Source organism: Rhodopseudomonas palustris (genome assembly GCF_034479375.1).
GTDB lineage: Bacteria > Pseudomonadota > Alphaproteobacteria > Rhizobiales > Xanthobacteraceae > Rhodopseudomonas > Rhodopseudomonas palustris_M.
The window spans coordinates 2,379,430-2,392,641 of record NZ_CP140155.1 but is presented as its reverse complement, the minus strand read 5'-3'; the positions used below and the strand labels follow the sequence as shown (position 1 = coordinate 2,392,641).

Genomic DNA, 13,212 nt, shown 5'->3' with positions numbered 1-13,212 from the left:
TGAATACTTTGTTTACCGTCATCCCCGACGAAGGGGAGACGGAAATGTTCTTGATCAATCGGTGCGTCATCGGGGCAATCGTGGCCTTGCTGGCCGGCAGCGCGGTGGCGCAGGCGCAATCCGCATTGCCGGGCGTCAGGCCCGAGGCGGAATTGCTGCAGCCCGGCCCGGCGCAGGCCTGTCCGCCGAGCGAGCCGACCGATCCGGCGATCACCTCGTCGCTGGGGGATCGTTTCATCGCCGGGCAGCATTTCCGCGAGACGAATGCGGTGCGCGGCGACGTGGCGATCGCCTGGCTCGGCACCACGTTCCGGCAGCGCTTCGTGTCCAAGACCGAGAGCAGCGTCGCGCGTACCACGCTGCAGCCGTTCCGCCTGCGCCGTGCGGCACGCGCCAGCGAGATCGTCGCCTGGCTCGGCGATCGCGGCGAGACGACCCTCGGCGAATTGTGGTGTCTGCTGACGCTGCAGCCGAACGGCGAGGCGGGCGCGCTGCTGACCAGCGCGGTGCCGAACCTGTTCTTCGTGCGTGACCGCGACGGCAGGCTGTGGACGGTCGACGTGCTGTGGGGCGGGCCGGGCTGGGAGATCGGCGCCAGCGCGATCGACGGCGATCGCCCATGGGACGCCGGCGCGCAGGCGTTCTCGCGTTGATCCCGCGGTGTGAACTCAGGGGCGTAGTTGCGTCGCCAGCCGCCCGTAGCCGCCGTTCCGTCCGAAACTGTCGCTGACGAGTCCGATCGCCGCCGACCATTCGAAGGCACCGGATTGCAGCCCGGTGAGGTGGATACCGAGACGGGTCTGCCGGCTGAAATCGTCGCGCGATCCGGAGAGTTCGGGGCCGATCCAGAAGGCGTCGATCAACCGCCAGCCGGCGGCGGCGCGGAAGCCGTAGCCGCCGGCGATGGTGGTGGCATAGAACGCGGTCGCGAGCATCATCTCCGGCGTCGGCTGCGCCCATGTCTCCGCGGCGATGCGCAAGCCGGCATGGGGACCGCGCCATCTGGCCCCGAGTTTGTCGGGGGTGAAATTGTGGTTCTCGAAGTCGGGACCGGCGAACAGCCGCAGTTCGAATTCGCCGCGCTTGAAGCGCCAGCCGGGCATCAGCGCCGCGCGAAAGATGGCCGTGGTGTAGGTCCGGCTGGGAGTCCGAAAGCGCTCCAGCGCGTTCGACATCGACAGCCGCAGAATGAAGCCGTCGTCGTCCAGCCCGTTGGCGGCCCAGTGCAGCCCGGCATAGGTGGACGAGCCGTTGCTCCACACATCGTAGCCGCCGAACATGAGGACCTGATCGGCCCTCGAACCGCCGCTGAGCGGATCGGCTGTCGCCAGCTCCGTTATGGTCGGGTCCGTCGTCGGCGATTCAATCGGTGGCATGCGTGCCGTCGCAGACAGGCCCGGCGACGACAGCAGCGCTGCGAGCAGAGCATCGCCGCCGTCCGATGGACCGAGCGGCCCTTGCTCGGCTTGCGACTGGAAATCGTCCTGTTCGAACTCATCCTGTTCGAACTCGTCAGGCTCGAAAGAGTGGGCGTCGAGAACCCGACTGGTGTGGTTCTGAAACGCGTGGTTCTGAATGGTATCGTTCTGACTGTTGTCGTTCGGGCTGAAATCGATCTGCGCAACCGCGCCGAGCGGCCCGGCCATCAGGACCACGGCCACGCCCAACGCGCGCACCCAGCCAACGCAACGCACCGCTACTCATCCCGAACGCAATGACGTGGTCAAATAATCGGGGATTTAAGCAGCGGCCTGACTGGTTGTTCAGTGATCGATATGCAACCAATCGCAGGTTTCAGCGCTCGCCGCCGGCGATGGCGTGTTCCAGGGCGATCGCGATCTTCTTGTCGATATCGGCCATGCCGTCGACATAGGCCTCAGACAGCGACAGGCCTTCAGGCGAGGTCGGGTCGGCGCGGGCGATGGTCTCGAAATGATGGCGCAGCTTGTCCGGCGCGGGATGAGCCTTGATGACGGCATTGGCAAAATTGAGCAGCGCCTTGATCTGGCCGTTCATGAAATCGAGTTTTTCCATCTGCCACCGCCTGTTGTGTTCGTTGGCGTGAATCCTATCAGCCGGCTGCCGCCGGGCGATTGATCCGGCGCAAGCGGGAGGCGAAGGCGACAGCTTGCCGCGGCATCTGGCGCTCGCTCGATCGACGCTGCGTGGCATCGTCGCGTTCGGCGATGATCGCGACGCCGGCGCGAACGCTAGAGCCGTTCTGTCTCCGATGGAATCAGCACTGGCGTTCAGGGATACTCACCACAGGCACAGCCTCATGGTGAGGAGGCGCGAAGCGCCGTCTCGAACCATGCGCCGCCGGCACTGCGTCGCCCCATCCTTCGAGACGCCCGGCTTCGCCGGGCTGCTCAGGATGAGGTTCAGTGCAACTGGCAAGAGCCATATTGCTTCAATCGGTCGATGAAACGCTCTAGCCGAGCAGTTTGATCAACTCCATCGCCGCAGCCGGCGCCCGCACCTTGCCTTCGTGGATGACGTAGGCGAACACGTCGCGCTTTTCCTTTTTCGCCTTGCCGTCGCCGACCTTCGGCAGATCGTCCGGCTCGCCGCCCGCGGCCCAGGTCTCGAACCGCTTCGCCCAGGCCTGCAACGCCTTCGGCGGATAGCCCGTCTCGACGTCGTCCTTGCCCTTCTGCAACCGCGCATAGACGAAGTCGCCGACGACGTCGGCGATCTCCGGATAGGTCGCGTGCTCTGAATACACGACCGGAATGTTGTGCTTTCGTAACAGCGCGATGAAGGCCGGGATGCAGAAGCTGTCGTGGCGGACCTCGACGGCGTGGCGCAGCGTGCGGCCGTCGATCGCGCGCGGCAGCAGTTCCAGGAACGCGCCGAAATCGGCTTCGTCGAACTTCTTGGTGGGCGCGAATTGCCACAGCACCGGGCCGAGCTTGTCGCCGAGTTCGAGCACGCCGGAATCGTAGAACCGCCGGATGCTGTCGCCGGCCTCGGCCAGCACCTTGCGATTGGTCGCGTAGCGCGGCCCCTTCAGCGAGAAGACGAAGTCGTCCGGCACCTCGCTGGCCCATTTGCGGAAACTCTCCGGCTTCTGCGAGCCGTAGAAGGTGCCGTTGATCTCGATCGAAGTGAGCCTGGAGGCCGCGTATTCCAGTTCCCGCCGCTGCGGCAGCTTGTCCGGGTAGAACACCCCGCGCCACGGCTCATAGGTCCAGCCGCCGATACCGATGCGAATGCGGCCCGTCTTGGTTTTCATGCCGGTCTCCTCTTGCGCGACGACATCGGCGCACCTATCTGGGTTACAACGGCGACGCCGATGCTGTTGGCTCATCAGCCACGCACAGGCAGCCGAACGACCACAGAATAGTAGGGAGCGCCGGATGTACGCGCACCTGTTGTTCGTGGTCGTTGACGTTTGGGGGGTGACCTTTGGGTGTGTGGCGTTTGGGTGTGTCCTGTGCGCCTCTCCGCGCTCCCTTTCCCACCCGTTTCCCGCCCTCTGCTACATATTTTGTAACGGAACGCGCCTTGGCAGCGTCCCTGGGCCTCGATATACGCTGGCGCCATGAACCAAGCCAGTCCAGTGGTCGCCGAGACCCGCGCGGAGCCATCGACCGCGCTGCAATTGTCGGTGGTGGTCCCCACCTTCAATGAACGCGACAATGTCGAGTTGCTGTTCCACAAGCTGGAAGCGGCACTCGCCGGCGTGGCCTGGGAAGTCATCTTCGTCGACGACAACTCGCCGGACGGCACCTGGAATGTGGTGCGCGAACTGGCGCTGCGCGAGCCGCGGGTGCGGTGTATCCGGCGGATCGGGCGGCGCGGGCTCTCCGGCGCCTGCATCGAGGGGATTCTCGCCGCCAGCGCGCCGTTCGCCGCGGTGATGGATGCCGACCTGCAGCACGACGAAACCCAGCTCGCCAAGATGCTCGGCCTGCTCGAAAGCGGCTCCGCCGATCTCGTCGTCGGCAGCCGCTACGTTGCGGGCGGCAGCGCCGACAGCTTCGACCGGCAGCGCGCCGGCTTCAGCGCCCTGGCGACCGCGGTGGCGCGCAAGGTCCTGAAGGTCGAGATCGCCGACCCGATGAGCGGCTTCTTCATGATCCGCCGCGATCGCTTCGAAGAGCTGGCGCCGCGGCTCTCGACCCAGGGCTTCAAGATCCTGCTCGACGTCGTCGCCACCGGGCAGGGCAATCTCCGCACCATCGAGGTGCCTTACAGCTTCGGGTCGCGATTGCACGGCGAGAGCAAGCTCGACTCGATGGTGGCGCTGGATTTCCTCGGCCTGGTGCTGGCGAAGTACAGCAACGACATCCTGTCGCTGCGCTTCATCCTGTTCGCGCTGGTCGGCTCGACCGGCGTCGTGGTGCACTTCCTCACGCTGTACCTGGTGCTGATGGTGTTCGATCAGCCGTTCGCCGAAGCGCAGGCGGCGGGAGCCGTGGTGGCGATGACCAGCAACTTCATCCTCAACAACTTCCTGACCTATCGCGATCAGCGGCTGAAGGGTTTTGCGATCCTGCGCGGGCTGCTGTTGTTCTACCTGGTGTGCGGCGTCGGTCTGATCGCCAATGTCGGCGTCGCCTTCGCGGTGTACAATGAGCACATCACCTGGTGGCTGGCGGGCGCCGCCGGCGCGGTGATGGGCGTGGTCTGGAACTACGCGATGTCGGGCCTGTTCGTCTGGCGCAAGCGTTGACGCGGCCATGACGACGGCGCGACGCTACGTCGGCGGCACCGCTCTGGCGATCGCCGCCATGGTGGCGCTGCGTCTGGTCGCCGCGGCGGTCACGCCGCTGACCTTCGACGAAGCCTATTACTGGACCTGGTCGCAGCATCTCGCCGCCTCCTATTTCGATCACCCGCCGATGGTGGCTTGGGTGATCAGGCTCGGCACCCTGATCGCCGGCGACACCGAATTCGGCGTGCGGCTGATCTCGGTGCTGCTGGCGCTGCCGATGAGCTGGGCGACCTGGCGCTCGGCGGAGCTGCTGTTCGGCGGCCAGCGGCTCGCCGCCGGCGCGACGCTGCTGCTCAACGCCACGATGATGGTCTCGGTCGGCACCGTGATCGTGACGCCGGACGCGCCCTTGCTCGTGGCGTCGAGCTTCGTGCTCTATACGCTCGCGCAGGTGCTGTCGTCGGGCAGGGGCGTCTGGTGGCTCGCGGTCGGCGTTGCGGTCGGCGCCGGGCTGCTGTCGAAATACACCGCTCTGTTCTTCGGCCCGGCGATCCTGATCTGGCTGCTGTGGGTGCCGAAGCAGCGGCGCTGGCTGCTGACGCCATGGCCCTATCTCGGCGGGCTGATCGCGTTCGCGATGTTCACGCCGGTGGTGCTGTGGAACGCCGAACACCAGTGGATCTCGTTCGTCAAGCAGCTCGGCCGCGCCAGGGTCGACGGCTTCAATCCGTCCTATCTGCTCGAGCTGGTCCCGACGCAGTTCGTCCTGTCGACGCCGCTGGTCTACATTCTCGGCCTGATGGGGCTTTATAGATTGGCGCGCGGCGCCGGCGCGTCGGGCGCGCGCGTCCTGATCAGCGCGATCGTCTGGACCATCGCGCTGTATTTCGCCTGGCAGGCGACCCACGACCGTGTCGAAGGCAATTGGCTCGGCGCGCTGTACCCCGCATTCGCGGTCGCCGCCGCGGTCGCCGCGACCTTCGTGCAATGGGGGCCGCGGGCGCAGCGCGTCGTCGATGTCTGCAGGCGATGGGCCACGCCGGTCGGCGTACTGATGTTCGTGCTGGTGGTGGTCCAGGCCAACACCGGCGTGCTGACCGGCTATCGCCGCGACGCCAGCGTGCGCGCGGTCGGCGTCGGCTATCCCGCAATCGCCGCCGAGATCGCGGCGGTGCGGGAGCGCACCGGCGCGACCTGCGTGCTCGCCGACGATTACGGCAATACGGCGTGGCTGGCGTTCTATCTGCCCAGGGGCACCTGCGTCGCGCAGCGCAACGAGCGCTATCGCTGGCTCGCGGCGCCGTCGCCGAGCCCGGAGCAGCTCGCGGGCCCGTTGCTGCTGGTCGGCGAGACCAACGCCGCCGCCCATCCGGCGCTGCGGGCGACCTTCGGCCGGATCGAGAAGGTCGGCGCGGTCGAGCGCAAGCGCGGGCCGCTGTTGATCGATACGCTCGAACTGGACATTCTCGGCGACGCGAAGGCCCCGGCGCTCGACAATTCGCCGCCCGTCTATTGAAGCTGGCCGGACGCGGGTACTTTAGTCTAAACAGTTGATCCGGCAAGCTGACCGGCCCGACGTCTTTGTGCTAGAGGCTGCCGCACCCTTCGCCCGCCAGGCGCGCGCCGCGCCGTTTCCAACGCACGAGTGACATGATGAACGACACGGTCTTGATTGTGGGAGCCGGGCACGCCGGATTTCAGGTCGCCGTCTCGCTGCGCCAGGCCAAGTACACCGGTCGCATCGCGCTGATCAACGACGAGAAGCATCTGCCGTATCAGCGGCCGCCGCTGTCGAAGGCCTATCTCAAGAGCGGTGGCGATCCGAACTCGTTGATGTTCCGGCCCGAGAAATTCTTCCAGGATCAGACCATCGAGCTGATCTCCGATCGCGCGGTGTCGATCGATCGCGCCGCGCGCAAGCTGCTGCTGGCCTCCGGCGAAACGATCGAATACGGCCATCTGGTGCTCGCCACCGGCGCGCGCAACCGCCAGCTCGACGTGCCGAACGCCACGCTGCCCGACGTGCTGTATCTGCGCACGCTCGACGAAAGCGAAGTGGTGCGGCAGCGGATGCCGGAGAAGAAGCACGTCGTGGTAATCGGCGCCGGATTTATCGGACTGGAATTCGCCGCCACCGCGCGCGGCAAGGGTCTGGAAGTCGACGTCGTCGAGCTGGCGCCGCGGGTGATGGCGCGCGCGGTGACGCCGGAAATCTCCAGCTACTTCCACGACCGCCACACCGCTTCGGGCATCCGCATCCACTACGGCGTCCGCGCCACCGAGATCGAAAGCGAGAACGGCCGCGTCACCGGGGTTGCGCTCAGCGACGGCCGGACCTTGCCGTGCGATCTGGTCGTGGTCGGCGTCGGCGTGATCCCGAATGTCGAGCTGGCGTCGGCGGCGGGCCTGCCGACCGCGTCCGGCATCATCGTCAACGAACAGCTCCTCACCGAAGACCCGAACATCTCCGTGATCGGCGATTGTTCGCTGTTCAACAGCGTGCGGTTCGGCGAGGTGATGCGTGTCGAGTCGGTGCAGAACGCCACCGATCAGGCGCGCTGCGTCGCGGCGCGGCTCACCGGCTCGCCCGCGACCTATGACGGCTATCCGTGGTTCTGGTCCGACCAGGCCGACGACAAGCTGCAGATCGCCGGCCTCACCGCCGGCTTCGATCAGGTGGTGATCCGCGGCAGCGTCGCCGAGCGCTCGTTCTCGGCGTTCTGCTACAAAGACGGCCAACTGATCGGCGTCGAATCCGTCAACCGCGCCGCCGACCACGTGTTCGGCCGCAAGATCCTGCCGCTCGGCAAGTCGATCACGCCGGAACAGGCGGCGGATGTGTCGTTCGACCTGAAGAAGGCGACGGCGTAGTCCGCCCGGCTACGCCGTCGCCCCGAATTCCCGCTGCACCGCTTGGATGTCGGCGATGGTCGGCAGGCCGGCCTCGTTGCCGAGGCGCTGGATCTTGTAGGTGGAGGCGGCGCGGGCGAATTCGAAATGCTGCTGCCAGCTCTTCTCCGGGCTGGCGAGATACGAGAACACATAGGCGCCGTGAAACACGTCGCCAGCGCCGTTGGTGTCCAGCACGCGTTCGCGCGGGATCGATAGCGCCGGCAGGGTGCGCACGGTGCCGGTCTCGTCGTACCAGATCAGGCCGCGCTCGCCTTGCGTGACGCCGCCGACCCGGCAGCCGCGCGACTTGAGGTAGTCGAGCATCTTCTCCGGCGTCATGTCCATCTGTTCGCACAGCCGCTCGGCGACGATCGCGACGTCGATGAATTCCAGCAGCTCATGGGTGTTGGTGCGCAGGCCGCCGCCGTCGAGCGAGGTCAGGATGCCGCTCTCGCGGCACAGCCTGGCATAGTGGATCGCGGCGTCGGGCTGATGGCCGTCGACATGCAGCGCGCGGCAATTACCGAGGTTGAGCAGCGGGAACGGATGGATGTGTTCGTCGTCGCGGCATCGCACGATCGCCCGCTTGCCGTCCTTCGGCATGATGAAGGACAGCGACGACGAGGCGACCTTGCGGGGATGGATCTCGATCCCGTATTTCGCGCTCATGTCCTGAAACATCCGCCCGAGCCAGTCGTTGGCGATGGTGGCGATCAGGTCGGGCACGATCCCGAGCTTGGCGCAGCAGAACGCCGCGGTCACCGCGTTGCCGCCGAACGACACCGCGTAGTCGGACGCCACGTGTTTCTCGTCGCCTGTCGGCATGTGGTCGGTGATGAAAGTGACGTCGATATAGGTCTGTCCGATAAAAAGTGCGTGCATGAGCGTCCCGTACTGCGAGCCTGACCCGGCATGGCCACAATAGCACTGCTTATCGCAGGGCATTCGCTAAAATAATCCGCAACATCGGAGGGGTTTGAACAGGGCTTTCGCCGAAAATCCGGTCACAACGAGGGACGCCCTGCCTTGTTCCGGTCAGGGCGCCGCAGGGAGGCAAGCGTGGGTTCCGGCCGGTGTTCGACATCGCAGGGTGGCTGTGCGGCGAGAATCTGCTGCGCGCTTTCGGGGAACAAGGCGCGTACACCCAGCGGGATTACCAGGTTCTCGATCGGGTTTTTGAACATAAGATCGTTCCGGCGCGTCGTGATCGAATCGCCCGCGGCGGGGCAGCGATGGCGATCGGTATGGAGAAGCCACGTTCGGCCAAAAGCACCCGAGGGTTGTTTCCATGAACGTCAAAGAGCGTAATCCCGAGGACATGCCGATCGTGCCGGCTGCAGCGCCGGAGGAGCGTTCGGCGATCACCGCGATCGATCACCTCGTCGTTCTGGTCGGTGACCTGCCCGCGGCGGTCGCGACATATCAGACCCTGCTGGCGCGCGCACCCGCCTGGCACGCGACCGGCGACGGCTCGGAAAACGTTCTGTTCACGCTCGACAACATGTCGCTCGAGCTGATGGCTCCGGCCGGCTCCGGCGGCACTGCCGATCGCATCCGCGCCGTCATCAATCTGCAGGGTGAAGGGCTGGCGAGCCTCTGCTTTCGCGTCTCGGATATCGGCCGGATGCACCGCCGGCTCGGTCGTCTCGCGATGCAGCCGGATCCGGTCGCCTCGGTCGAGGGGCGCGATACGCGGACCGGCGCGACCCTGAGCTGGAAGCGCACCCGCGCCGCCACCAGCGTCACCCGCGGCGTGCGGTTGTTCTTTCTCGAGCTCGATGCCGAGCGCCCGCGCTCCGACATTTCGGGGACGGCCCCCGTCACCGGCCTCGATCATATCGTCGTCTCGACCTCCGATCCCGAGCGCGCGGCGGCGCTGTACGGGTCGAGGCTCGGGCTGGACATGGCGCTCGACCGGGCCCAGCAGGAGTTGCGCCGGCTGATGTTCTTCCGCTGCGGGGACGTGAATATCGAGGTTGTGCACCGGCCCGTCGCCGGTTCCGATGCCGAGCACGACAAATTGTGGGGCGTTAGCTGGCGTGTCGAGGATCTCGACGCCGCGCGCGCACGCCTGATCGACGCTGGTCTCACGGTGACGGAGCCGCGCGCCGGCCGCCGCCCCGGCACGCGTGTCGTCACCGTGCGCAGCGGGACCTGCCGGATTCCCACGCTGCTGGTCCAGCCGGAGGCGAAGTAGTCAGCCGCCGAGCCGGCACGGCACGCGCAGATAGCCGCGAAACCGCACCCGTCCGCCGCGCGACGGGATGCCGTCGAGCGCGTAGTTGGGGAAGCGCGCCAGAAATCGCGTCAGCGCGATCACGCCTTCGAGCCGCGCCAGCGCCATGCCGGCGCATTGATGCGGCCCCGTGGCAAAAGCGAGGTGCCGGTTCGGCGTTCGTCCGACATCGAACCGGTCGGGATCGGGAAATTGCGCCGGGTCGCGATTGGCGGCGCCGATGCACAGCGTCAGCGAGGTGTTGGCCGGCATCGCCACGCCGCCGATCTCGACGTCCGCGGTGGTGATGCGGTTGCCGAGCTGGTTCGAGCTCTCGTAGCGCAGGATCTCCTCGACCGCGGTGCGGGCGAGGCCGGGCTGGCCGATCAGCCGCTGCTTCTCCGCAGGATTGTCTGCGAGCGCCACGAGTCCGTTGCCGATCAGATTGGTGGTGGTCTCGTGTCCGGCGTTGAGCAGGAAGATGCAGTTGTGCAGCAGCTCCTTGGCCGACAGTTTCTCGCCGGTGCCGTCGTCGCCCTGGATCAGCCGGGTCAGGACGTCATGCTCCGGATCGCCGGGTTCGGCGCGGCGCCGCGCGATCAGGGTTTCGAGATAAGCGAGGAAGTCGCGAACCGCATCATTGCCGCGCGCAAACGTCTCGGGCCCGATCACCGGCTCCAGCGCGCCGAGAATCGCCAGCGACCAGTCGCGCAACGGGCCGCGTTCGTCGTGCGGCACGCCGAGCAGATTGCCGATCACCTCGATCGGGATCGCGGCGGCGAAATCCTCGATCAGATCGACGCCGTCTTTGACTGCCATCGCGTCGAGCAGGCGGTCGACCAGCGCGATCAGATCCGGCTGCATGCCGGCGATCGCGCGCGGCGACAGCGCGCCCGTGATCAGCCGCCGCACTCGCGTATGCGCCGGCGGGTCGTTGAACACCAGGCTCGTGGTGTGGTGCTCGAACAGCAGCGAGTCGCCGTATTTCGGCGCGAATTCGCGCTTCTTGTCGGAGCTGAACAGCGTGGTGTTCTTGTAGACCGTCACCAGATCGTCATAGCGCGTCAGGATGTACCCGCCGTTGCGCAGCCGCTTGACCGGCTGATGCGTCTGCAGGGCGCGATAGGTGGGGTAGGGATTGTCGTAGAACTCCGGCGTCAGCCGTTCGAGCTCGAACTCCGCCGCCAGTTCGCGTGAGGGCATTTCCATGTCATTCCCGTTTTTCTTGTTTATAGAGCGTTTCCCGGCGAAGCGCATATCGGCTGGCCGGAGGCGGCGGGCACGAGGCTTCGAGGGATACCGCGGGGCGGAATGGCCGACCCGGGCAAATCCCGACCGGGCCTGAAAGACGGGCATCTTAGGCGATTTCCACGCTCACGATTCTGTGCATTGCAGCGAACCCAATTGACAATCCGGCAGGTGAGTGCCTACTCACGAAAATGAACTCATTGCGAATGACGCGTGATTTGCGGCGAGAATTGATTCTTGGCGCCGCAAAGCGATGCTTTGCGCGAAACGGCTTTGCGGGGACCACGACCAAGAGCGTCGCCACGGCGGCGTCGATCTCGGAAGGGTTGCTGTTCAAGCATTTTCCGAGCAAATCAGTGCTGTATGCCGAGATTCTGGCGGAAGAGTGCGAGGCCGACCCCGCGCTGGTCCACCTGCTCGACCTGCCGCCGTCGACCGAAGCGCTGGTCGTCGTCGTTCGCAATATGGTCGCGCATTTCTTGCATGTTTCGGATCAGCCGGACGGCGAGGAGGCGCAGCGTCTACGGCTTCTGGTCACGAGCCAGCTCGACGACGGCGAGTTCGCCAGGCTGGTGTTCGAGAAGATCTCCGGGCTGATCGGACCGAAATTCGCCGCTTCGCTCGATCGCGCGGTAGCGGCCGGAGAGGCGACGCGGATCGGGCAGGAGCCGATGAACCTGTTCTGGTTCGCGTATCATACGCTGGTGACGATGGCGCTCGGACGACTGCCGGCGGTGCCATGCCTCGCTTACGGCGAGGCGGCCGCTCTCGAACGGCAGACCTGTGAATACATTTTGCGTGGGATTGGACTGAACGACGACGTAATTGCCGCCCATCTGGATCGCGAGCTATCGCCCGAGCAGACGAGCGCGGAAACGACAGAGAGTGCATAAATGACGCTTGCGACAGAAACCCCGCCCGCTGCGCGGTCGGCCCCTGAAAAGCCGCGCCCCCGTCCGGTGCGGATGACCCGATGGTTCATCATCATCGGGTTGCTGCTGGCTATTCTGGTGGGCGGGCTGGTCGGCTTCAATGCCTTCCGCAGCCACATGATCGCGCAGTTCTTCGCCAACAACAAACCGCCGCCGATCAACGTCTCGATCGCCGAGGCGAAGTCCGAGGTGGTGCCGAACCTGCTGACCGCGGTCGGCGATCTCGCCGCCGTGCATCAGGTCAACGTCACCTCCGACGTCAACGGACGCATCACCGACATTCTGTTCACGCCAGGTGCCGAGGTCAAAGCGGGCGCAAAACTGCTGCAGCTCTACGACGCGCCGGAGCAGGCCGACCTCGCCAATTACCGGGCGCAGGTCAAGGTCGCCGAGCTCTCGCTCGACCGCGCCAAGCAGCTCGCCGCACGGCAGTTCGGACCGCAGGCGACGGTCGATCAGGCCCAGGCGTCGTTCGACCAGGCCAATGCCGGCATCGCGCGAACCGAAGCGGTGATCTCGCAGAAGCTGGTGCGCGCGCCGTTCGACGGCGTGCTCGGCGTCCGTCGCGTCGAGGTCGGTCAATATCTCACGGCCGGCACCCAGATCGTGACGCTGACCGACCTGTCGCGGGTCTACACCAACTTCACCGTGACCGAGAAGGACAGCGGCACCTTGAAGGTCGGGCAAGCGGTGCGCGTCACGGTCGACGCCTATCCGGGCCGCGTGTTCGAAGGCAAGATCACCACGATCGAGCCGCAGATCAGCGCCGAAACCCGCAACATCCGGGTGCAGGGCACGCTGGACAATCCCGAGCACATCCTGAAGCCGGGCATGTTCGCGACCACCACGGTGGTGCTGCCGGACAAGCCGGCGGTGATCACCGTGCCGGAAACCGCCGTCGACTACACGCTGTACGGCGACTCCGTGTTCCTGATCAAGGAAGAGAAGGCCGACGATGGCAAGACCAGCCTCAGCGCGGTGCGGACCTTCGTGCGCACCGGGGAGCGGATCCACGGCCGCGCCGTGATCCAGAGCGGTCTGAAGGCCGGCGACCGCGTCGTCGCGGTCGGCCAGCTCAAGCTGCAATCCGGCGCCGCGGTGGCGATTTCCAAGGACCCGCCGCCGCCGATTCCGGCAACGCCGCCGCGCTACTGAGCGAGGCGCGGGACGGCGCATCGGCGCGTCCCGCCGACATCGAATCTGTCCGGCCGGCGATCGTCGCCGTCCGGTAGCAACTGAACAATTCGCCGCCTCGCGCCGCTGGA

The 13,212-nt window shown here is 66.1% G+C and carries 13 protein-coding genes; 8 read left to right on the top strand and 5 right to left on the bottom strand.

Annotated elements, in window-relative coordinates; translation table 11 throughout:
• Positions 1-44 precede the first annotated feature (44 nt).
• Positions 45-653: a hypothetical protein gene (locus SR870_RS10800; protein ID WP_322517958.1), complete on the top strand. Its 609-nt coding sequence runs from the start codon at positions 45-47 to the stop codon at positions 651-653.
• A gap of 15 nt (positions 654-668) precedes the next feature.
• Here SR870_RS10800 and bcsS read toward each other — a convergent pair whose 3' ends face one another.
• From bcsS to SR870_RS10785, 3 genes are all read right to left on the bottom strand, one after another.
• Positions 669-1,661, bottom strand: a complete 993-nt coding sequence (bcsS, locus tag SR870_RS10795) for a cellulose biosynthesis protein BcsS (RefSeq protein WP_322517957.1) — start codon at positions 1,659-1,661, stop codon at positions 669-671.
• Positions 1,662-1,794: 133 nt separating this feature from the next.
• Positions 1,795-2,034 (bottom strand): hypothetical protein, encoded by a 240-nt coding sequence (locus tag SR870_RS10790; protein WP_322517956.1) that lies wholly within the window; start codon positions 2,032-2,034, stop codon positions 1,795-1,797.
• Between the two features lie 397 nt (positions 2,035-2,431).
• Positions 2,432-3,235 (bottom strand): DUF72 domain-containing protein, encoded by an 804-nt coding sequence (locus tag SR870_RS10785; RefSeq protein WP_322517955.1) that lies wholly within the window; start codon positions 3,233-3,235, stop codon positions 2,432-2,434.
• A 309-nt stretch (positions 3,236-3,544) separates the two neighbouring features.
• Between SR870_RS10785 and SR870_RS10780 the strand changes: the two genes are divergently transcribed.
• The 3 genes from SR870_RS10780 to SR870_RS10770 all read left to right on the top strand — a co-directional run bounded on the left by SR870_RS10780 (position 3,545) and on the right by SR870_RS10770 (position 7,531).
• The gene (locus SR870_RS10780; protein ID WP_322517954.1) at positions 3,545-4,678 is read left to right on the top strand and encodes a glycosyltransferase family 2 protein; all 1,134 of its coding nucleotides are present in this window, start codon (positions 3,545-3,547) and stop codon (positions 4,676-4,678) included.
• Between the two features lie 7 nt (positions 4,679-4,685).
• Positions 4,686-6,176, top strand: a complete 1,491-nt coding sequence (locus tag SR870_RS10775; RefSeq protein WP_322517953.1) for a glycosyltransferase family 39 protein — start codon at positions 4,686-4,688, stop codon at positions 6,174-6,176.
• 137 nt (positions 6,177-6,313) lie between these two features.
• On the top strand, positions 6,314-7,531 hold the full coding sequence (locus tag SR870_RS10770; RefSeq protein WP_322517952.1) for an NAD(P)/FAD-dependent oxidoreductase: 1,218 nt from the start codon (positions 6,314-6,316) through the stop codon (positions 7,529-7,531).
• A gap of 9 nt (positions 7,532-7,540) precedes the next feature.
• Here SR870_RS10770 and SR870_RS10765 read toward each other — a convergent pair whose 3' ends face one another.
• Positions 7,541-8,434: a sugar kinase gene (locus SR870_RS10765; RefSeq protein WP_322517951.1), complete on the bottom strand. Its 894-nt coding sequence runs from the start codon at positions 8,432-8,434 to the stop codon at positions 7,541-7,543.
• A gap of 191 nt (positions 8,435-8,625) precedes the next feature.
• On the opposite strand from SR870_RS10765, the gene SR870_RS10760 reads away from it, so the two are divergent.
• Entirely contained in the window at positions 8,626-8,844 is a 219-nt protein-coding gene (locus SR870_RS10760) for a hypothetical protein (protein ID WP_322517950.1), read from the top strand.
• Positions 8,845-8,870: 26 nt separating this feature from the next.
• Entirely contained in the window at positions 8,871-9,749 is an 879-nt protein-coding gene (locus tag SR870_RS10755; protein ID WP_322518248.1) for a VOC family protein, read from the top strand.
• Here SR870_RS10755 and SR870_RS10750 read toward each other — a convergent pair whose 3' ends face one another.
• Positions 9,750-10,976, bottom strand: coding sequence for a cytochrome P450 (locus SR870_RS10750; RefSeq protein ID WP_322517949.1), 1,227 nt, complete (start codon positions 10,974-10,976; stop codon positions 9,750-9,752).
• 230 nt (positions 10,977-11,206) lie between these two features.
• On the opposite strand from SR870_RS10750, the gene SR870_RS10745 reads away from it, so the two are divergent.
• Both SR870_RS10745 and SR870_RS10740 read left to right on the top strand, forming a co-directional pair.
• Positions 11,207-11,908, top strand: a complete 702-nt coding sequence (locus SR870_RS10745; protein WP_322517948.1) for a TetR/AcrR family transcriptional regulator — start codon at positions 11,207-11,209, stop codon at positions 11,906-11,908.
• On the top strand, positions 11,909-13,102 hold the full coding sequence (locus SR870_RS10740; RefSeq protein ID WP_322517947.1) for an efflux RND transporter periplasmic adaptor subunit: 1,194 nt from the start codon (positions 11,909-11,911) through the stop codon (positions 13,100-13,102).
• Positions 13,103-13,212 lie beyond the last annotated feature (110 nt).